Annotated in this window: 19 protein-coding genes; 15 read left to right on the top strand and 4 right to left on the bottom strand. The window is 71.5% G+C overall.

All coding sequences use genetic code 11. The features are described from left to right. Positions 1 to 3: 3 nt before the first annotated feature. The 12 genes from Dfulv_RS36755 (at position 4) to Dfulv_RS36695 (ending at position 14,803) form a co-directional block, all read left to right on the top strand. Positions 4 to 1,029: an NAD-dependent epimerase/dehydratase family protein gene (locus tag Dfulv_RS36755; protein ID WP_259858427.1), complete on the top strand. Its 1,026-nt coding sequence runs from the start codon at positions 4 to 6 to the stop codon at positions 1,027 to 1,029. Positions 1,030 to 1,144: 115 nt separating this feature from the next. Then, positions 1,145 to 2,401, top strand: a complete 1,257-nt coding sequence (locus Dfulv_RS36750) for a hypothetical protein (RefSeq protein WP_259858426.1) — start codon at positions 1,145 to 1,147, stop codon at positions 2,399 to 2,401. 103 nt (positions 2,402 to 2,504) lie between these two features. After that, positions 2,505 to 5,222, top strand: a complete 2,718-nt coding sequence (locus tag Dfulv_RS48455) for an AAA family ATPase (protein ID WP_264675829.1) — start codon at positions 2,505 to 2,507, stop codon at positions 5,220 to 5,222. Positions 5,223 to 5,527: 305 nt separating this feature from the next. Beyond that, positions 5,528 to 6,532 (top strand): N-acetyl-gamma-glutamyl-phosphate reductase, encoded by a 1,005-nt coding sequence (gene argC, locus Dfulv_RS36735; RefSeq protein ID WP_259858425.1) that lies wholly within the window; start codon positions 5,528 to 5,530, stop codon positions 6,530 to 6,532. Further along, complete coding sequence (gene argJ, locus Dfulv_RS36730; RefSeq protein ID WP_259858424.1) at positions 6,529 to 7,698, top strand: bifunctional glutamate N-acetyltransferase/amino-acid acetyltransferase ArgJ; 1,170 nt, start codon at positions 6,529 to 6,531, stop codon at positions 7,696 to 7,698. Before argC ends, argJ begins: the two co-directional genes overlap by 4 nt. Beyond that, entirely contained in the window at positions 7,695 to 8,585 is an 891-nt protein-coding gene (gene argB / locus Dfulv_RS36725; protein WP_259858423.1) for an acetylglutamate kinase, read from the top strand. The genes argJ and argB overlap by 4 nt, the downstream gene beginning before the upstream one ends. Then, complete coding sequence (locus tag Dfulv_RS36720) at positions 8,582 to 9,751, top strand: acetylornithine transaminase (protein ID WP_259858422.1); 1,170 nt, start codon at positions 8,582 to 8,584, stop codon at positions 9,749 to 9,751. Before argB ends, Dfulv_RS36720 begins: the two co-directional genes overlap by 4 nt. A gap of 25 nt (positions 9,752 to 9,776) precedes the next feature. Beyond that, a complete protein-coding gene (argF, locus tag Dfulv_RS36715; RefSeq protein WP_259858421.1) occupies positions 9,777 to 10,685 on the top strand; it encodes an ornithine carbamoyltransferase in 909 nt (302 codons plus the stop codon). After that, positions 10,682 to 11,203 (top strand): arginine repressor, encoded by a 522-nt coding sequence (locus tag Dfulv_RS36710; protein ID WP_259858420.1) that lies wholly within the window; start codon positions 10,682 to 10,684, stop codon positions 11,201 to 11,203. Before argF ends, Dfulv_RS36710 begins: the two co-directional genes overlap by 4 nt. Further along, entirely contained in the window at positions 11,200 to 12,330 is a 1,131-nt protein-coding gene (locus Dfulv_RS36705; RefSeq protein ID WP_319805709.1) for an argininosuccinate synthase, read from the top strand. The genes Dfulv_RS36710 and Dfulv_RS36705 overlap by 4 nt, the downstream gene beginning before the upstream one ends. Positions 12,331 to 12,335: 5 nt before the next feature. Further along, entirely contained in the window at positions 12,336 to 13,775 is a 1,440-nt protein-coding gene (argH, locus tag Dfulv_RS36700) for an argininosuccinate lyase (protein ID WP_259858419.1), read from the top strand. Between the two features lie 122 nt (positions 13,776 to 13,897). Beyond that, on the top strand, positions 13,898 to 14,803 hold the full coding sequence (locus tag Dfulv_RS36695; RefSeq protein ID WP_259858418.1) for an NADP-dependent oxidoreductase: 906 nt from the start codon (positions 13,898 to 13,900) through the stop codon (positions 14,801 to 14,803). A 23-nt stretch (positions 14,804 to 14,826) separates the two neighbouring features. Here Dfulv_RS36695 and Dfulv_RS36690 read toward each other — a convergent pair whose 3' ends face one another. Genes Dfulv_RS36690 through Dfulv_RS36680 form a run of 3 tightly spaced genes read right to left on the bottom strand, consistent with a single transcriptional unit; the run spans position 14,827 to position 16,756 of the window. Then, positions 14,827 to 15,525, bottom strand: coding sequence for a hypothetical protein (locus Dfulv_RS36690; RefSeq protein WP_259858417.1), 699 nt, complete (start codon positions 15,523 to 15,525; stop codon positions 14,827 to 14,829). Then, entirely contained in the window at positions 15,522 to 16,400 is an 879-nt protein-coding gene (locus tag Dfulv_RS36685; RefSeq protein ID WP_259858416.1) for an ABC transporter ATP-binding protein, read from the bottom strand. Before Dfulv_RS36685 ends, Dfulv_RS36690 begins: the two co-directional genes overlap by 4 nt. After that, entirely contained in the window at positions 16,397 to 16,756 is a 360-nt protein-coding gene (locus tag Dfulv_RS36680) for a GntR family transcriptional regulator (protein ID WP_259858415.1), read from the bottom strand. The genes Dfulv_RS36685 and Dfulv_RS36680 overlap by 4 nt, the downstream gene beginning before the upstream one ends. A gap of 85 nt (positions 16,757 to 16,841) precedes the next feature. Here Dfulv_RS36680 and Dfulv_RS36675 point away from each other — a divergent pair, with 85 nt between their 5' ends. Then, positions 16,842 to 17,309, top strand: a complete 468-nt coding sequence (locus Dfulv_RS36675; protein ID WP_259858414.1) for a hypothetical protein — start codon at positions 16,842 to 16,844, stop codon at positions 17,307 to 17,309. Between the two features lie 61 nt (positions 17,310 to 17,370). Continuing rightward, the gene (locus Dfulv_RS36670; RefSeq protein ID WP_319805708.1) at positions 17,371 to 17,781 is read left to right on the top strand and encodes a ribonuclease domain-containing protein; all 411 of its coding nucleotides are present in this window, start codon (positions 17,371 to 17,373) and stop codon (positions 17,779 to 17,781) included. A 52-nt stretch (positions 17,782 to 17,833) separates the two neighbouring features. Here the strand turns inward: Dfulv_RS36670 and Dfulv_RS36665 are convergent, their stop codons facing one another. Continuing rightward, complete coding sequence (locus Dfulv_RS36665; protein ID WP_190253140.1) at positions 17,834 to 18,013, bottom strand: DUF4236 domain-containing protein; 180 nt, start codon at positions 18,011 to 18,013, stop codon at positions 17,834 to 17,836. A 128-nt stretch (positions 18,014 to 18,141) separates the two neighbouring features. Here Dfulv_RS36665 and Dfulv_RS36660 point away from each other — a divergent pair, with 128 nt between their 5' ends. After that, complete coding sequence (locus Dfulv_RS36660; protein ID WP_259858413.1) at positions 18,142 to 18,510, top strand: PH domain-containing protein; 369 nt, start codon at positions 18,142 to 18,144, stop codon at positions 18,508 to 18,510. Positions 18,511 to 18,570 lie beyond the last annotated feature (60 nt).

The raw sequence follows: 18,570 nt of genomic DNA, 5'->3' as shown, positions 1-18,570 counted from the left end.
TTTGTGGCAAAGGTCCTGGTCACCGGCTCGGCCGGCTTCATCGGGGGGTATGTCGTCGAGGAGCTGCTGTCCCGCGGCTACCAGGTGGTCGGCTTGGACAACTACTCGAAGTACGGTCCGGTCACCCGCAGCTACGACTCCCACCCCGGTTACCGTTTCGTTGAGGGTGACGCGCGTGACGTCGACCTTGTCTCGGAGTTGCTGGACGGTTGTGAGCATTTCATCGCCGGGGCGGCGATGATCGGTGGTATCTCGTATTTCCACGCCTATGCCTACGATCTGCTCGCCACCAACGAGCGGATCATGGCGTCGTCCTGCGACGCGGCGATCAAGGCGTATCAGGCGGGCACGCTCAAGAAGATGACGTACCTGTCGTCGTCGATGGTGTTCGAGTCGACGACGCATTGGCCGTCGAAGGAGGGTGACGAGCGGCAGGTGCCGCCGCCGTTGTCGTCGTACGGGTTCCAGAAGCTCGCCGTCGAGTATTACGCGAAGGCTGCCTGGGACCAGTACAAGCTGCCCTACACGATTGTGCGGCCGTTCAACTGTGTCGGTGTCGGTGAGGGCCGGGCGTTGGGTGAGGTCGAGGTGCTCTCCGGCAACGTCAAGCTGGCGATGTCGCACGTGGTGCCCGATCTGGTGCAGAAGATCGTCAAGGGGCAGGACCCGCTGCACATTCTGGGCAGCGGCGAGCAGGTGCGCCACTACACGTATGGTGGTGACCTCGCCAAGGGCATCATCACCGCGGTGGAGCACGAGAAGGCCTTCAACGAGGACTTCAACATCTCCACCGCCGAGTCGACCACGGTGCTCGAACTGGCCGAGGTGATCTGGCGCAAGATCAAAGGCCCGGACGTGCCGCTGCGCGTCGTGTCCGACGACCCGTACGAGTACGACGTGCAGAAGCGCGTCCCGGACGTGTCGAAAGCCAAACAGATCCTCGGCTACGAGGCCACCACCTCGCTCGACAAGATGCTCGACGAGGTCATCCCATGGGTGACCGAAGCGGTCAAAGAAGGCCAGCTCTAGAACAAACCACTACCGAGCGCCCCGCCTCAAGGTGGGGCGCTCGGTCGTTTCGTACGGTATGACCGCAGCGCAGCGTCAATCCGGCGTTTCGGAAAATGTCGGGCTGCTCGAACGGGTGGCCCCCGCCCGAGCGCCGCGGTGGTGGACCGGGCCGGTCCGGGCCGTCCTCCTCGTCCTGGGGGGCGCCGCCGTCGGCCTGTGGCGGACCCGCGACCCCGATGCGCTCAACTCGATCTGGGCCGAGGACGGGCAGAACTTCCTCACCGACGCCGTCACCCGGCCGTGGTACGAGGCGATCTTCACCCCGTTCAACGGGTACTTCCACACCGTCGCCCGCGTGTGCTGGGCCGTCGTCGCGCTGTTCCCGCTCGAGTGGGCCGCCGCCCTCAGCGCCGTCCTCGCCGCCGTCCTGACCGCGGCCCTCGCGCTCGCCGTCCACGCCGCCGCCCGCTCCCGCCTGCCGGGCATGTCGGCGGCCGTCATCGGGGTCACCGCCGCGGTACCGATGGGCTTCACCCCCAACACCCTCGCCCAGCTGCAGTTCCCGCTCGTCCACGCCGGCCTCTGGATGCTGCTGTGGGCGCCGTCGGTGCGCTGGCAGCGGGTCGTCGCCACGGTCGTGCCGGCGCTCGCGGCGCTCAACTCGATGCTCGGCGTGCTGCTGGTGCCGTTCGCGCTGCTGCGGCTCGTCCGGCGGCGCGACCGGGACAGCCTCACGAAGGTGCTCGCGCTGGTTCCCGGGTCGGCGCTGCAGGTCGTACCGACGCTGCTCGGCATCACCGAGCGCGGCCTCGGCGAACAGCCCGACCACAACCCGGTCTCGGTCGCCGCCATGTACCTGCGGTGGGGCGTCCCGCGTTCGTTCCTCGGGCAGGCGTGGCTCGCCCCGCCCCACCTCGACGCGCAGACACACCGCGCCCTCGTCCTCGCCGGGCTGCTCATCCCGGCCGTGCTGCTCGCCCTGGCAGTGCTGCGGCGAACCGCCCCGGACTGGGAACTCACCGCGACGCTCGCCGGGTTCGCCGCCGTCGCCGGTGCCGTCCAGCTCGCCGCCCACGGCGGGCCCGAGGACCGGTATCTCGTCCTCGTCACCCTGCCGAACATGGCGGCCGCGGTGAGTCTCGTCTCACCGCGGACCGCGAATTCCGGCAGGACACCACTTGTCGTGTTGGCGACACTGCTGTGCGTGGTGTGTGCGGCCAACCTGCGGGTCGCGAGCCCCCGCGACGGCATCCCCGCCTGGGACGGGCTGGTGGTCCAGGCACGGGCGGAATGCCATGCACAGCACCGTTTGCAGCAGGTAACCGTCCATATCGCCCAATGGCCCGCGATCGGCTGGCAGGCCGTCCTGCCCTGCGACCGGCTGCGCTGAACAGCGGTCGCCCGGCCGTCACCGGGCGGTCCCGTGCCGTTCCTCTGCCGTTGCGGTGAGGAAGCGTTCGTAAGAGACTCGGCGTCGTGGTGAGACGGTCGTGGTGAGCACAGGATCGGCCGCGCCCATCGGCCGAGCTGATCTGCTGGCCCACGCCCGGGAACGGCTCGCGGCCGGTGGCAGCGTCGTGGTCTGCGGACCGGCCGGCATCGGCAAGTCGACGATCCTCGGCGCTCTCGCGGCGTCCGAGACCGAGGCCCTCGTCCTGCGCGCGGCCGCCGCCGAGGCCGAGGCCGACCTGCCGTATCTCGCGCTGGTCGACCTCTTCGACGGCGTGCCCGACGCCTCCGAGCACCTGCCGCCCCACCTGCGCGCCGCGCTCGACGGCGCCCTCCTGCGCAGCGCCCTGCCCGCCACTCCGCACGACCAGCTCGCCGTCCGGCTGGCGGTGCTGGAGCTGTTCCGCGGCCTGGCCGCCGAGCGGCCCGTCCTGCTCGTCCTCGACGACGTGCAGTGGATCGACGAGCCCAGCGCCGGCGTGCTGCGGTTCGTCGCGCGGCGGCTCGGCGACGTCCCGGTGCGGGTCCTGGCCGCCGAGCGGCTGCCCGACGGCGGCGCGCCGACCCGGCTCGACCTGTGCCCGCCGCCGAGCGTCACGCTGCCCGTGCCGCCGCTGCCGCAGAGCGACGTCGCCGACCTGCTGCGCGCCCGCTTCGGCGCCGAGGCCGGCCGCGCCCACGTCCAGCGGATCTACGAGGCCAGCGCCGGCAACCCCCTCTACGCGGTGGAGCTCGGCCGCGCCCTGGGCAACACGCCGCACCCGGCCACCGACCCCCTGCCCGTGCCCGACCGGCTGCGGGAGCTGCTCGCGGCGCGGCTCGCCACGCTGCCCGCCGAGGACTGGCCGGTGCTGCTCACCGTCGCCGCCGCCGCCCGGCCCAGTCTCGACCTCCTGGCCCGTTGCGGGCTGGCCGAGGCCAATCTCGAGGCCGCTGCCGCCTCGGGTGTACTGCTTGTGGAGCTGGACGGCGCGATCCGGTTCAGCCATCCGCTGCTGCGCGAGATGGTGTATGCCGACGCGACCACCCCCGCCCGCCGCGAGACCCACGAGCGGCTCGCCGACACGGTCTCCGACCCCGTCGAACGGGCCCGTCACCTCGCTGCCGCCCGGCCCGACCCCGACGAGGCGCTCGCCGAGGGCCTCGCCGACGCCGCCTCCGCCGCCCGGCTGCGCGGCGCCCCCGCGACGGCCGCCGACCTGGCCGCTCTCGCCGCTGAGCGCACGCCCCGGGACACGCCGGGGGTGGCGGCGGTTCGGCGGCTGAGCGCCGCCCAGTATGCGTACGCGGCCGGCTCACCCGTCGACGCCCGCCGCCACGCCGCAGCCGCCCTGCGCGACGCCGCCGACCGCCGCACGCGTGTCGGCGCGCGACTGCTGCTGGTCGAGATGTCGGGGGAGGACCACTCCAACTCCGGCCCGTTGCTCGACGCCGCGTTCGTCGAGGCCGTCGACACCCCCGACCTGCTCGCCCACGTCCGGCTCTACAAGGCCGTCAAGGCGTACTACGACGGCGACGGCGAGGCCGCCCTCGCCGAGCTCAAGCGCGCCGAGGAGGCGGCCGAGCTGTGCGGTGACATGGAGCGGCTGGTCGAGGTGCTCAGTTGGCGGGGCAACATCCTGCTGGGGACCGAGGGCGACGAATACCTCGAGCGCGCCGGCAAGCTCGCCCGCGGCCTGTCCCTCACCCCGGCGACGGTCGCCGCGCGGCAGGTCGCCGCGATGAGCCGGCTGTTCAAGGGTGAGACCGCCGAGGCGGTGCGCCGCATCGAGGCGCTGCGGATCGCCGTCGAGCGCGCCGGCACCGTCCGCGACCTCGCCACCGTGCTCGTCTCGGTGGCCGGCATCTACTGGCGGGCCGGCCGCTGCGCCGACGCGCTCGCCGCCGGCCGCGCCTGTGTGCGCCTGTACGTCGACGTCGAGACCACTCCCGGCCCCGGTTACCTGGTGGGGGCCCTGGCCGAGTACGGCGGCGGCACCGCGACGGGGGCGGCCGGCTACGCCGAGCGTGGCCTGACCGCGTGTCTCGCAGCGGGCGACGAGGACTGGATCAAGCTGGCCTACGCCACCAGCGGCCTGGTGCACGTCCTGCGCGGCGACCCGGTGGCCGCGGCCGACGCCATGCGCGAGGCGTATGCCCTGGACCAGCGCCTCGGGCGGCTCGATCCGGGCATCCTGCCGTGGCACGCCGACTTCATCGAGGCTCTCGTGGGTGCCGGCGCCCGCGCCGAGGCGGCCGAGGTCCTCGATGAGGTCGAGAAGCACGCCCACCACCTCGACCGCAGGGTCGTCTTCCTGGGCCTGGCCCGTGCCCGCGCGGTGCTCACCGCCGCGACCGGCGAGGCCCGCGAGGGCGCCGAGGCCCTGCACCGGGCGATCGAGGAGTGGCAGGATCACCCGTATCCGCTCGAGGTCGCCCGGGCCTACTACACGCTCGGCGGCCTGGAGCGCCGGGCCCACCGCCGCGGCGCCGCGCGGGCAGCGCTGTCGGAGGCGGTGCGCCGCTACGCGACGGCGGAGGCCCACCCGTGGCGCGAGGTGGCCACGGCCGACCTGGCCAGGCTGGACGGCGGCCGCGGTGCGGGCTTGTCGGAGACGGAGCGCAGGATCGTCGAGCTGGTCCGCGCGGGCGCGACGAACCGCGAGATAGCCCGCGCCCTGTTCCTGTCGATCAAGGCCGTGGAGGCCAACCTCACGCGCCTGTACCGCCGGCTGAACGTCCGTAACCGCTCCCAGCTGGCCCGCTTCCTGGACCCCGAGTAGCCGCCTGTTCCCGGCGGTCGCGACGTGAGGACATGATGGGCCTGCCCCGTGCCGCATGGGTCTGGCCCGCGCGCGAACCCCCGTCGTGACGACGTCGCATGCAGTCGTCCTTTCACATTCAGGCTAGGTTCCTAGGATGCTTAAGAGGGAGAGGCGGGGGTGACAGGGGGTCGGGTGCGGGTAGGAGGCGACGGACGAAAGAGCAGGCCGGGTCGGGTGGGGCAAGGTGGAAGTGGCGGTCGCGGGGGTGAGCCTCGCCGCAATCTCCTTGAAACAATGATTTGCATAGAGATACAGTCGGGCGCATGGGAATACGAGTCGCCGTGGTCGGCGCCTCCGGGTATGCCGGAGGTGAGCTGCTCCGGCTGATCGCTGGACATCCGCATCTCGAGCTTGCCGTCGCCACCGGATTCGCGCAGGCCGGGGCCAAGATCGGCAGCGTCCACCCGCACGTGCGCTCGTTCCGTGACGTGGTGCTCGCCAAGACCGAAGCCGCCGCCGTCGGCGATGCCGACCTGGTCTTCCTCGCGTTGCCGCACGGGGAGTCGGCGGCCATCGCCGCGCAGCTGCCGGAAACTACGAAGATCGTCGACCTCGGCGCCGACTTCCGGCTCCAGGATCCGGCCGCCTGGTCGAAGTACTACCCGGGAGCGCACGCCGGCACCTGGACCTACGGGCTGCCCGAGCTGCCCGGCCAGCGTGGCCGTATCGCGAGCGCCACCCGGGTCGCCAGCACCGGCTGTTACGCCGTCACGGTCGTTCTCGCGCTCGCGCCGCTCATCGCCGCCGGGGTCGCCGACCCCGACGACGTGGTGGTCGTGGCCGCGTCGGGGACCTCCGGCGCCGGTCGGTCGGCGAAGCAGCACCTGCTGGCGTCGGAGGTGATGGGCTCGCTGTCGCCGTACAAGGTGGGCGCGCACCAGCACGTGCCGGAGATCAAGCAGGCGAGCGGGGCCCGGACGCTGTCGATGACGCCGGTGCTGGCGCCGATGCCGCGGGGCATCCTGGCGACCGTCACCGCGAAGCCGCTGACGGACGCCGACCCGAGGGCGGTGCTCCAGGAGGCGTATTCGGGCGAGCCCTTCGTGCAGGTGCTGCCGGAGGGGCAGTGGCCGCACACCGCCTCGACGTTCGGGTCCAACGCGGCCCACCTGCAGGCGACCACGGACGTGGACAGCGGACGGATCGTCGTCGTGTCCGCCATCGACAATCTCGGCAAGGGTGCGGCGGCACAGGCCGTACAGAACGCCAACCTCATGCTCGGGCTCCCGGAGACCGCGGGGCTCGCCGTAGACGGGATCGCGCCATGAGTGTGACGGCACCGAAGGGTTTCCGGGCCGCGGGCGTCGCGGCCGGCATCAAGCAGAGCGCGCTCGACGTGGCGCTCGTCGTCAACGACGGACCGGACACGACGGCCGCCGCCGTGTTCACCAGCAACCGGATCAAGGCCGCGCCGGTGCTGTGGAGCCAGCAGGTGCTGCGCGCCGGGATCGCGCGGGCCGTCGTGCTGAACTCGGGCGGCGCCAACGCCTGCACCGGGCCGGCCGGGTTCCAGGACACGCACGCGACCGCGGAGCACACCGCGGCGGCGCTGTCCGGCCGGGCGTCCCGGTTCCCGGTCGGGGCCGGTGACGTGGTGGTCTGCTCGACCGGCCTCATCGGCGAGCGGCTGCCGATGCAGAAGCTGCTCGCGGGTGTCGACGCGGCGGCGCGGGGGCTGTCCCGCGACGGCGGCGCGGACGCGGCGACCGCCATCATGACGACCGACACGAGGCCGAAGACCGCGGTCCACAGTGGACAAGGGTTCACGGTCGGCGGGATGGCCAAGGGTGCGGGGATGCTGGCGCCGGGGCTCGCGACGATGCTCGTGGTGCTGACGACCGACGCGGTCGCCGACGCGTCCACGTTGGACACGGCGCTGCGCAGCGCGACGCGGCGGACGTTCGACCGGGTCGACTCCGACGGCTGCATGTCGACGAACGACACCGTGCTGCTCATGGCCAGCGGCGCGTCGGGGATCGCGCCGACGTCGGCGGAGCTGGCCGCGGCGGTCACCGCCGTGTGCGAGGACCTGGCGATGCAGCTCGTCTCGGACGCCGAGGGGGCGACGAAGGAGATCGCGATCGAGGTCGCCGGTGCGGCGAGTGAGGACGACGCGGTGGAGGTCGGCCGGTCGATCGCCCGCAACAACCTGGTGAAGACGGCGTTCTTCGGCAACGACCCCAACTGGGGCAGGATTCTCGCCGCCATCGGTACGACCCGTGCCGCCTTCGAGCCCGACCGCGTCGACGTCGCCATCAACGGCGTGTGGATCTGCAAGAACGGGGCGGCGGGGGAGGACCGGGCCAAGGTGGACCTCAGCGCGCGGGAGGTGACCGTCACGGTCGACCTGCACGCCGGTGACGAGCAGGCGACCGTGTGGACCAACGACCTGTCGATGGGGTATGTGCACGAGAACTCGGCGTACTCGTCATGAGCACGAGCGTGCGGGACCTCGGGATCGCGCTGGGCAAGGCGAACACGCTCATCGAGGCGCTGCCGTGGCTGGAGCGGTTCTCCGGCGCGACGATCGTCGTGAAGTACGGCGGCAACGCCATGGTCGACAACGAGCTGAAGCGCGCGTTCGCGGCCGACATGGTGTTCCTGCGGCACGTCGGCATCAAGCCCGTCGTCGTGCACGGCGGCGGGCCGCAGATCTCGGCCATGCTCAAGCGGCTCGGCATCGCCAGCGAGTTCAAGGGCGGTCTGCGGGTCACCACCCCGGAGACGGCCGACGTGGTGCGGATGGTGCTCGTCGGCCAGGTGGGCCGCGAGCTGGTCGGGTTGATCAACGAGCACGGGCCGCACGCCGTGGGCATGTCCGGTGAGGACGCCGGGCTGTTCACGGCGGTGCGCCGGCCGGCGATCGTGGACGGCTCACCGGTGGACATCGGGCAGGTCGGCGACGTCGAGCACGTCAACGTCGGCGCGGTGGCCGACCTCATCGCGGCGGGCCGGATCCCGGTCGTGTCGACGGTGGCGCCGGACGCCGACGGCGTGCTGCACAACCTCAACGCGGACACTGCGGCCGGGGCGCTCGCCATCGCGCTGAAGGCCCGCAAGCTGGTGGTGCTCACGGACGTGGAGGGGCTCTACGCCCGGTACCCGGATCCGGACTCGATCATCTCGCAGCTCACCACCGACCAGTTGACCGAGCTGCTGCCGACCCTGGAGGCCGGCATGGCGCCGAAGATGGAGGCCTGCCTGCGGGCGGTCAAGGGCGGTGTGCCCGCCGCGCACGTGGTCGACGGCCGGGTGCCGCACTCGTTACTGCTGGAAGTCTTTACCTCGGAAGGGTTCGGGACGATGGTGGTGGGCGAATGAGCCTCGTGGAGCGGTTCGAGGCGTCGGTGATGAACACCTACGGGTCGCCGTCGCTGGGTCTGGTGAGCGGCAGCGGCGCGGTGGTCGTCGACGAGGCCGGGCAGTCGTACGTGGACCTGCTCGGCGGCATCGCGGTCAACCTGCTCGGCCACGCCCATCCGGCGGTCGTCGCGGCCGTGACCTCGCAGATCTCGACACTGGGCCACGTGTCGAACCTGTACGCGTCGCCGCCGCCGGTCGCGCTCGCCGAGCGGCTGCTGTCGCTGGCGGGGCGCGAGGGCGCGGTGTTCTTCTGCAACTCCGGCGCGGAGGCGAACGAGGCCGCGTTCAAGCTGTCCCGCCGCACCGGCCGGACGAAGGTCGTGGCGGCACAGGCCGGGTTCCACGGCCGCACGATGGGCGCCCTGGCGCTGACGGGGCAGCCTGCGAAGGCCGACCCGTTCCGCCCGCTGCCGGGTGAGGTCGTGCACGTGCCCTACGGCGATGTGGCGGCCCTCGAGGACGCCGTCGACGACACGACCGCGATGGTGCTGCTGGAGCCGATCCAGGGCGAGTCGGGTGTGGTCGTGCCGCCGGCGGGCTACCTGACGGCCGCGCGTGCGATCACGGCACGGCACGGCGCGCTGCTCGCCCTCGACGAGGTGCAGACGGGCGTCGGCCGCACGGGGTACTGGTTCGCGCACCAGGCCGAGGGTGTGCGTCCCGACGTCGTGACCCTGGCGAAGGGACTCGGCGGAGGCCTGCCGCTCGGCGCGATGATCGCGTTCGACGACGCGGCGACGCTGCTCGGCCCGGGCATGCACGCCTCGACGTTCGGCGGCAACCCGGTGTGCTGTGCCGCCGGTCTCGCCGTGCTCGACACCATCGAGTCCGAGGACCTGCTCGGCCACGTGAAGCAGCTCAGCGAGCGGATCCGCCGTGGTGTCGAGGCGCTCGGCCACCCGCTCGTCACCGGCGTGCGTGGCGCGGGCCTGCTGCTCGGCATCACGCTGGCCGGCCCGGCCGCCGGCGCGCTGGCCGCGGTCCTGCGGGACAAGGGCTTCCTCGCCCAGGCGGCCCAGCCCGACGTGCTGCGGATCGCTCCGCCGCTGATCCTGTCCGACGAGCAGGCCGACGCCTTCGTGGCAGCCCTCGGCCCGGCCCTGACCGCGGTGCAGGCCCCATGACCCCCAGAAAGGAAACCGGACGAGCATGACCCGTCACCTCCTGCGCGACACCGACCTGACCCCGGCCGAACAGCGTGAGGTGCTCGATCTGGCGGCGGCGATGAAAGCCGACCGGCACGGCTTCAAGCCGCTCGCCGGGCCCAGGTCGGTGGCGGTCATCTTCGAAAAGCAGTCCCTGCGGACCCGGGTCTCGTTCGAGGTCGGCATCGCCGAGCTCGGCGGGACCCCGGTCATCGTCGACGCGCTCACGACCCACTTCGGCCGCGGCGAGACGATCGCCGACGCGGCCCGGGTGCTGTCGCGGTACGTCGACGCGATCGTCGTGCGGTCCCACGCGGACGAGCGGCTGCGCGAGCTCGCCGCGCACGCGACGGTCCCGGTCGTCAACGCCCTCACCGACGGCTACCACCCCTGCCAGATGCTCGCCGACCTGCAGACGGTCCGGGAGCGGCTCGGCGGCACCGAGGGGCGGACGCTGGTGTATCTCGGTGACACCGCCAACAACATGGCCAACTCGTATGCGCTGGCGGGTGTCACCGCCGGGATGCGGGTCCGGTTGAGCGGCCCGGCCGGGTTCGAGCCCGACGCGGCGGTTCTCGCGGAGGCGCGGAAGCTGGGAGTCGTCGAGGTCGTCGGTGACCCGGCGGAGGCGGTGAAGGACGCCGACGTCGTGGCGACCGACACGTGGACGTCGATGGGGCAGGAAGGGGACGGCCTGGACCGGGTCACGCCCTTCAGGCCGTACCAGATCAACCGCTCCTTGCTCGTGAACGCGAAGCCGGAAGCCATCGTGCTGCACTGCCTGCCGGCGCACCGCGGCGACGAGATCACCGACGAGGTCCTGGACGGCCCGCAGAGCGCGGTCTGGGACGAGGCCGAGAACCGGCTGCACGCTCAGAAGGCGTTACTGGCGTGGCTGCTGGAGCACTCGTGAGCGCTCCGTCGACCAAGGCCGCGCGGCACGACCGGATCTCGGCGCTGATCCGCGGCTCGGCGGTGCGCTCGCAGACCGAGCTCGCGGAGCTGCTGGCCGCGGACGGCATCCAGGTCACGCAGGCGACGCTGTCGCGGGACCTGGAGGAGCTGCGTGCGGTGAAGGTACGCGGGGCGTATCTCATCCCGGAGGACGGTGAGCGTGTCCTGCGCCCGGCGGAGGAGCCGCCGACGCGGCTGATCCGGCTGTTGCGGGAGCTGCTCACCTCCGTCGACTGCTCGGGCAACCTCGTCGTGCTGCGGACCCCGCCGGGGGCGGCGCAGTTCCTGGCGAGCGCGATCGACCGGACCGGGCTGCCGGACATCGTCGGGACCATCGCCGGTGACGACACGATCCTCGTCGTCGCCCGCGAGATCCCCGACCCGGACCGGCGCCCCTCGGCGGGGGAACTGCTGGCCGCGAAGCTCACCGCCTGGGGCCAGTCGGGCGAGGACCATGCGGACGGAGCACCGAGATGACCGACCGGGTCGTGCTCGCGTGCTCCGGAGGCATCGACACCTCGGTCGCCATCGGCTGGATCAGGCAGCAGACGGGGGCCGAGGTGGTCGCCGTGGCCGTCGACGTCGGCCAGGGCGGCGAGGATCTGTCCGTCATCCGGCAGCGGGCTCTGGACTGCGGCGCGGTCGCGGCCGAGGTCGTCGACGCGAGGGACGAGTTCGCCGCCGGGTACTGCATGCCGGCGCTGCGCGCCAACGCGCTCTACACGGACCGGTACCCGGTCGTGTCGTCGCTGTCGCGGCCGCTGATCGTCAAGCATCTCGTCGAGGCGGCCAGGAAGCTCGACGCGACCCACGTCGCGCACGGCTGCACCGGCATGGGCGACGACCAGGTCCGGTTCGAGGCCGGCATCGGGGCGCTCGCGCCGGACCTCAAGGTGATCGCGATCGACGTGGTGCACCGGTCGCCGTACCCGATCGACCAGAACCTGTGGGGCCGCGCCGTCGAGGCCGGCTTCCTCGAGGACACCTGGAACTCGCCGGCCGAGGAGGTGTACTCGTACACGCAGGACCCGAGCGTGCCGTGCGACCCCGACACCGTGGTCGTCACGTTCGACAAGGGTGTGCCGGTCGCGATCGACGGCGAGACCGTGACACCGTTGCAGGCGATCCAGGAGCTGAACCTCCGCGCCGGCGAGCAGGGTGTCGGCCGCTTCGACCTGGTCGAGGACCGGCTCGTCGGGGTCAAGAGCCGGGAGGTGTACGAGGCGCCGGGCGCGATGGCGCTCATCACCGCACACCAGGAACTGGAGAACGTGACCGTCGAGCGCGACGTGGCGCGGTTCAAGCGTTCCGTCGACCAGCGCTGGGCCGAACTGGTCCACGACGGACTGTGGTTCTCGCCGCTGCGCCAGGCGCTGGATGCGTTCATCGACGAGACGCAGCGGCACGTGTCCGGTGAGGTCCGCCTGGTCCTGCACACCGGCAGGGCGGTCGTGACCGGCCGGCGTTCCGAGGCCAGCCTGTGGGGTTTTCGGCGTTCTCCGCGGCGATCCTGCAATTGTGGTGCCCCGCAGACCCGGACAAAGTGGGAGTGTCGAGGCACCACAACTGCAAGATCGCCGCGTCATTTGTGTGTGGAAGGATGACCTTCGTGGTTAACGCATCTTCGTCCGAAGCGCCGACGCGGCTGTGGGGCGGACGGTTCGCCGGCGGGCCCGCCGAGGCCCTCGCCCGCCTGTCCGTCAGTGTGCAGTTCGACTGGCGGCTCGCGCCGTACGACATCGCCGGATCCCGCGCCCACGCCCGCGTGCTGGCCCGCGCCGGGCTCCTCGACGCCGAGGAGCTGGGCCGGATGCTGGCCGCCCTCGACGACCTCGAGACGGCGTGCGCGACCGGCGAGTTCCGGCCCACGGTCGACGACGAGGACGTGCACACCGCCCTGGAGCGCGGGCTGCTGGAGCGTCTCGGCGCCCTCGGCGGCAAGCTGCGCGCCGGCCGGTCCCGCAACGACCAGGTGGCCACGGACCTGCGGCTGTACCTGCGTGACCACGCCCGCGGCGTCGCCGCCCGCATCGTCGAGCTCGCCGACGCCCTCGTCGAGCAGGCCGAGCGGCACCTCGACACGCCCGCGCCCGGCTTCACCCACCTGCAGCCGGCGCAGCCGATCGCGTTCGGCCACCAGCTGCTCGCCCATGTGCAGGCGCTGTTGCGCGACCTGGAGCGGCTGCGCGACTGGGACGCCCGGGCCGCGGTGAGCCCGCTCGGCGCCGGCGCGCTCGCCGGCTCGTCGCTGCCGCTCGACCCGACACAGGTGGCGCGGGAGCTCGGGTTCGCCTCTGCCGCGCCGAACTCGATCGACGCCGTCGCCGACCGCGACTTCGTCGCCGAGTTCCTGTTCGTGGCGGCCCTCACCGGCGTGCACCTGTCTCGCCTGGGTGAGGAGGTCGTGCTGTGGACGACCCCGGCGTTCGGCTGGGTCCAGCTCGACGACGCGTTCGCGACCGGCTCGTCGATCATGCCGCAGAAGAAGAACCCGGACATCGCCGAGCTCGCCCGCGGCAAGTCGGGCCGTCTGGTGGGCCACCTCACCGGTGTGCTGACGATGCTGAAGGGCCTCGCTCTCGCGTACGACCGGGACCTCCAGGAGGACAAGGAGCCCGTCTTCGACGCGGTCGACACGCTCGAGCTCGTGCTGCCCGCGCTGGCCGGCATGATCTCCACGATGACGGTGCGCGTCGACCGCCTGGCCGCCCAGGCCCCGGTCGGCTACACGCTGGCGACCGAGGTGGCCGAGTGGCTGGTCCGCCAGGGTGTCCCGTTCCGTGAGGCGCACGAGATCACCGGCAAACTGGTGGTGATCTGCGCGGCCCGCGACATCGGCCTGGACGAGGTCTCGGACGATGACCTGGCAGCTGTCAGCCCGCACCTGACCCCGGCGGTCCGCGAGGTGTTTTCGGTGCGCGGCGCCCTGGCGGCCCGGACCACCCCGGGCTCGACCGGCCCGGGTCCGGTGTCCGACCAGCTCGCGGTGGCCTCCGACAAACTCGACCGCTGGCGCGACTGGTCCGCGGAGTCCGTGATCCCGTCGTAGCCCTGTCGCACCGGCCACGTTCGCGAGCCGGGCGCGGCCGGTGCGGCGCTGCTTCCCGCCGGAAAGAGCGCGGAATTCGGACAAGGCGGGACCGTAGCACTGAGATCACGGAGGATGGATCGGTGCGGAAGATCACGCAGGACGTTCTTGGTGACGCTTCGGTGCTCAAGCTCGTCGAGGTGGACGTGCCAGTGCCGGGGCCGACGGAGATCCTCGTCGAAGTACACGGTATCGGGGTCAATCCCGTCGACTGGAAGGTCCGGACCTCGGGCGGGGTGCTGGGCACGCCGCCGTTCACCGTCGGCTGGGAGGTCTCCGGGATCGTCGCGGCGACCGGTGCCGGGGTGACCCGGTTCGCGGTCGGCGACGAGGTCTTCGGCATGCCGAAGTTTCCGCGTGAGGCCGCCGCCTACGCCGAGTTCGTCACCGGGCCCGCCCGGCACTTCGCCCGGAAGCCGGACGGGCTCACCCACGTCGAGGCCGGCGGGCTGGCCCTCGCTGGGCTCACCGCCTGGCAGGTGCTCGTCGAGACGGCCGCGGTCCTGCCCGGGCAGCGGGTCTTCATCCCGGCGGCGGCCGGCGGCGTCGGGCACCTGGCCGTGCAGGTGGCGAAGATCCGTGGCGCCCACGTCATCGGCACCGCCTCCGCACCCAAGCACGAGTTCGTCCGAGGGCTCGGGGCCGACGAGGTGCTCGACTACCGCACCGACGACCTCAGCGCGGTCAAGGACATCGACGTCGCCGTCGCCACCGTCGCCGGGCAGATCCCGGACCTGGCCCGGATGCTGCGCCCGGGGGGTCTGCTGGTCGCCCTCAACAGTGTCGACACGCAGGCCGTGACCGACGTCGAGGGCGTGTTCCTCCTCGCCGAGCCCGACCGCGCCGGGCTGGAGGCGCTGGCCGCCCTGGTCCTGGAGGGCCGCCTGAGGGTCCACGTCGATCGGGTGTTCCCGCTCTCGCAGGCCGCCGAGGCCCACCGGGTCGGTGAAGCCGGCCGCACGACCGGAAAGCTCGTCCTCACGCCCTGATCGACTCGCGAGCAGCGGCAGGGTCAGGTCGTCGCTCGGCGCAGCGTGGTCCACGACGCCAGGGCCAGGAGCGGCACCACCGCTGCCGGCAGCGCCGCGTACAGCGTCAGCGCACTCTGGTCGATCAGCCAGGACCCGATCGCCGGCCATTGCTTCAGGTACGTGATCAGCGCCACCGCGCCGCCCAGCACCAGGATCAGCGAGGCCGTCATGGCGAACACGCCGTTGACGTTCCACCGCACGTACACCGCGCCGAACGAGATGCCGATCAGGCTCATCACCAGCATCGGCGCCGCGTAGATGAGCAGCTGCGCGAACACCCCGTGATGGTTCACGAAGCCCACCCCGAAGAACCGCATCCGCATGCCCCAGCCGTCCGTCGCCTCCTCGACGGCCTGGCAGATCACGAGCAGCACCGAGAACACCAGGCTCTGTGCGAGGACGAACAGGCCGAGGGAGATCGCGAACTCCCGGCGGGTGACGCTCATCCCCAGCGCGAACGGGAACTGCTGGGTGACGGCGACCGCGCCGAAGGCCAGTGCCGCGACGTAGATGCTGGCCAGGCCGCCCGTCACCGGCTGCTCGTCGATCGCGTTGCCCGCGGCGGCGAAGACGGCCAGGTTGACGGTGAACGCGATTCCGATGATCACGAGCGGCCACAAGAGTCCGTCACGACGGCCGAGCGCCTGCAGGCGGGCGATGGCGAGGATCCGGGTCGTCACACGTGCTCCTTCAGGTCGGCTTTTGTGATGCGTACGACCAGCTGCTGCAACGACACCGGGGCCAGTTCGACCCCGGCGGCCCGCGCCTGCCCGGCCTCGACGCGGCCACGCACCGTCGCGCGGGTGAGCGGGCCGAGGTGCTCGCGGTGCAGTTCGTCGGTGTTGGCGGCCAGCGCGTCGACCGCGGGCGCCGGCCCGGTGAGCGTGACGACCTGGCCCCGCAGCGCCTCGGCGTCCTCGTCGAGGACGAGCCGGCCGCGCTCGATGAGCAGCACGTGCTCGATCAGGTCGCTGACCTCGTCGATGAGGTGGGTGGAGAGCACGACGGTGCGCGGGAACTCGGCGTAGTCGGCGAGCAGCCGGTCGTAGAAGAGCTGCCGGGAGACCGCGTCGAGCCCGAGGTACGGCTCGTCGAACAGCGTCAGCGGCGCGCGGGCGGCGAGCCCGACGACAACGCCGAGGGCGGAGAGCATGCCCCGGGACAGCTTCTTCACCTGCCGCTTGACCGGCAGCTGGAAGTCGTGGAGGAGGTCCCGTGCGAACCGGTCGTCCCAGTTGGGGAACAGCAGCCGCCCGGCGAACAGCACGTCGCGCACCCGGAACGTTTCGGGATACCGCTGGCTTTCCTTGATGAAGGTGACCTGCCGCAGGACGCGCTCGTTCTCGTGCGGGGCGGCGCCGAACACCGTGACCGTGCCGGCGCTCGCGAACTGCTGTCCGGTCAGGATCTGCATGAGGGTGGTCTTGCCGGCGCCGTTGCGGCCGAGCAATCCGTAGATGCCGTTGCGCCGCAGCTCGAAGCTGACACCGTCGAGCGCTGTCACGTCGCGGAACCGCTTCGAGACGTCGCGCGCGGTGACGATGGGGCTGCTCATCGCTTCTCCTCGTAACGGTCGATCATCGACTTCAGCTCCGGCGGGTGGATGCCGAGCTTCGCCGCCTCGGCCAGCAGCGGCAGCAGGTACTGCTCGGAGAACTGGTCCCGGCGCCGTTGCCGGAGCTTGGCCTGAGCGCCGGGGGAGACGAACATGCCGATGCCTCGCTTCTTGTAGAGCACGCCGTCGTCGACGAGCTGGTTGACGCCTTTCGCGGCGGTGGCCGGGTTGATCCGGTGAAAGGCGGCGAGCTCGTTCGTCGACGGCACCTGGGCCTCGTCGGGCAGGCTGCCGTCGATGATCGAGTTTTCGATCTGCTCCGCGATCTGGAGGAAGATCGGCCGCCCCTCGTCCATCACTCGCCCTGGTTCGTCGGTTCGTTACTCATGTAACTAACCATGCAACCAGTGAACCTTCGGTGTCAAGCGTTATGGTCGACTGATGGGGACGGTGGGCTTCGGCCCGAAGATGGCCTGGCTGGCGGTGCGGCACAACGACCCGGTCGAGGTCCTGACTGCGCTCGACCTGCGTGACCTGGGCCTGACCGACCTCCGGTCGGGCCTGGACATGGCGTACTTCACCGACGACCGGGTGGTCGTGACGCCGCCGATCAGCGGGTGGGTGCTCGTCGCCGGCAAGTGGCTGTTCGGGCTGCCGTCGGCCGCGGGGCCCTCCGTCGCGCTCGGCACCGAGGTGCAGTACTTCGCGACGCACCGCGGACTGCTGACACACCGCTGGGAGCGGGCGATCGAGGGCGACCTGTTCGACGTGTTCCGCAGCGGCGACGACGAGGACGACGATCTCGTCGACGAGCAGGACGTCTTCCGGAAGGCGGGGGAGTGGAGCGTCGACCCGCGGCAACTGCCGGTCGGGACGTTACATATCGCGGCGGTACCTGTTAACGCATAATCTTCCATGCGTCGATGTCTTTCCAAGAGGATAGGGGCTCCCGATCCTCTTGGAGGCATACGTGACCCGTCTGCTGTCCCAGCTCAGCCTCGCCGTCGTGCTGATCGCCGGTCTGATCGCCGGCCCGGCCGTGGTGGCCCCCGCAACCGTCGACGCCGCACACGCGTCGGTCTATTCCTCGTGCAACATCTCCGGCTGCGCCGACGCGCGCACCGCCCGCTCCGGCTGGAGCAGCCTGGGCTTCCCGACCTCGCGGAACTGGTACGCGTGGCCGGCCGGCAAGTACAACTTCGCGGGCGGCCAGTTCTACAACCGGGAGGGGCAACTCCCGTCCGGCGCGACCTACTACGAGTACGACGTCGTCCCGCGCAACAAGGGCGCCGCCCGCGACGCCAAGCGCATCATCGTGAACCGCAGCACCGGGGTGACGTGGTACTCCCCGAACCACTACACGGACTTCTACCGTCTCTGACGAGCGTCTCCGGCGAGTCGCCAGGGGGTGGCCGTCCGGCCACCCCCTTTGCTCAGCTCCGCTTGCCCTTGCTGCGCCAGGAGAACGGCCCGGGCAGGTCGTAGCGGTGGGCGCGGGTGCGCGAGTTCCAGGACCAGCGGCCGATCTTCAGCCCCCAGGAGGAGAACCCCTTCGGGGTGAAGTTGAGCACCAGCGGGCCGATGCGCATCGCTTTTCGGAACAGGATCGGCAAGGCGTTCCCTCCTCGGGTGGTGTCGTCCATCAGGATGACGTATGCCTGCCACATGACGGCCCGAGGGGCCGAAGCGGATTGATTGACGGCAGTTGTGCCTGTTTGCGGCGCCCCTCTACGTTGGACCCATGGCGCAGCAGGTGAAGTACGACCGGCGGGAACAGTACGAGCAGATCGCCTCCGGCCTGTTGCCGGGCGAGAACGTCATCGCCGTCTACGACGCCGTCGGCGTGGGCACCGGGTTCATCGGGCTCACCGACCGGCGGGTCATCCTCCAGGACCGGTCGTTCGTGGGCAAGCGGGTCGCGATCACCTCGATCCCGTACGGGAAGGTCACCGCCGTCTCGGTGGTCAGCAACAAGTCGTGGGCGGGCAGCTTCTTCAGCAGCGGCTCGATCGCCGTCCATGTCGGCACCCACACCTACGAGGTCGAGCTGCGCGGCGTCGAGAAGACGCAGCACGTGCACAACGTGATCCTGCACTACGCCGGCCGCTGACCTGAGGGACCACCCCACGATCGAGCGGTGCACCGCGCCGGTGCCGTAAAAGCTACGGTG

It is taken from the genome of Dactylosporangium fulvum, assembly GCF_025137375.1.
GTDB lineage: Bacteria > Actinomycetota > Actinomycetes > Mycobacteriales > Micromonosporaceae > Dactylosporangium > Dactylosporangium fulvum.
This window is presented reverse-complemented; position numbering and strand designations above follow the sequence as displayed.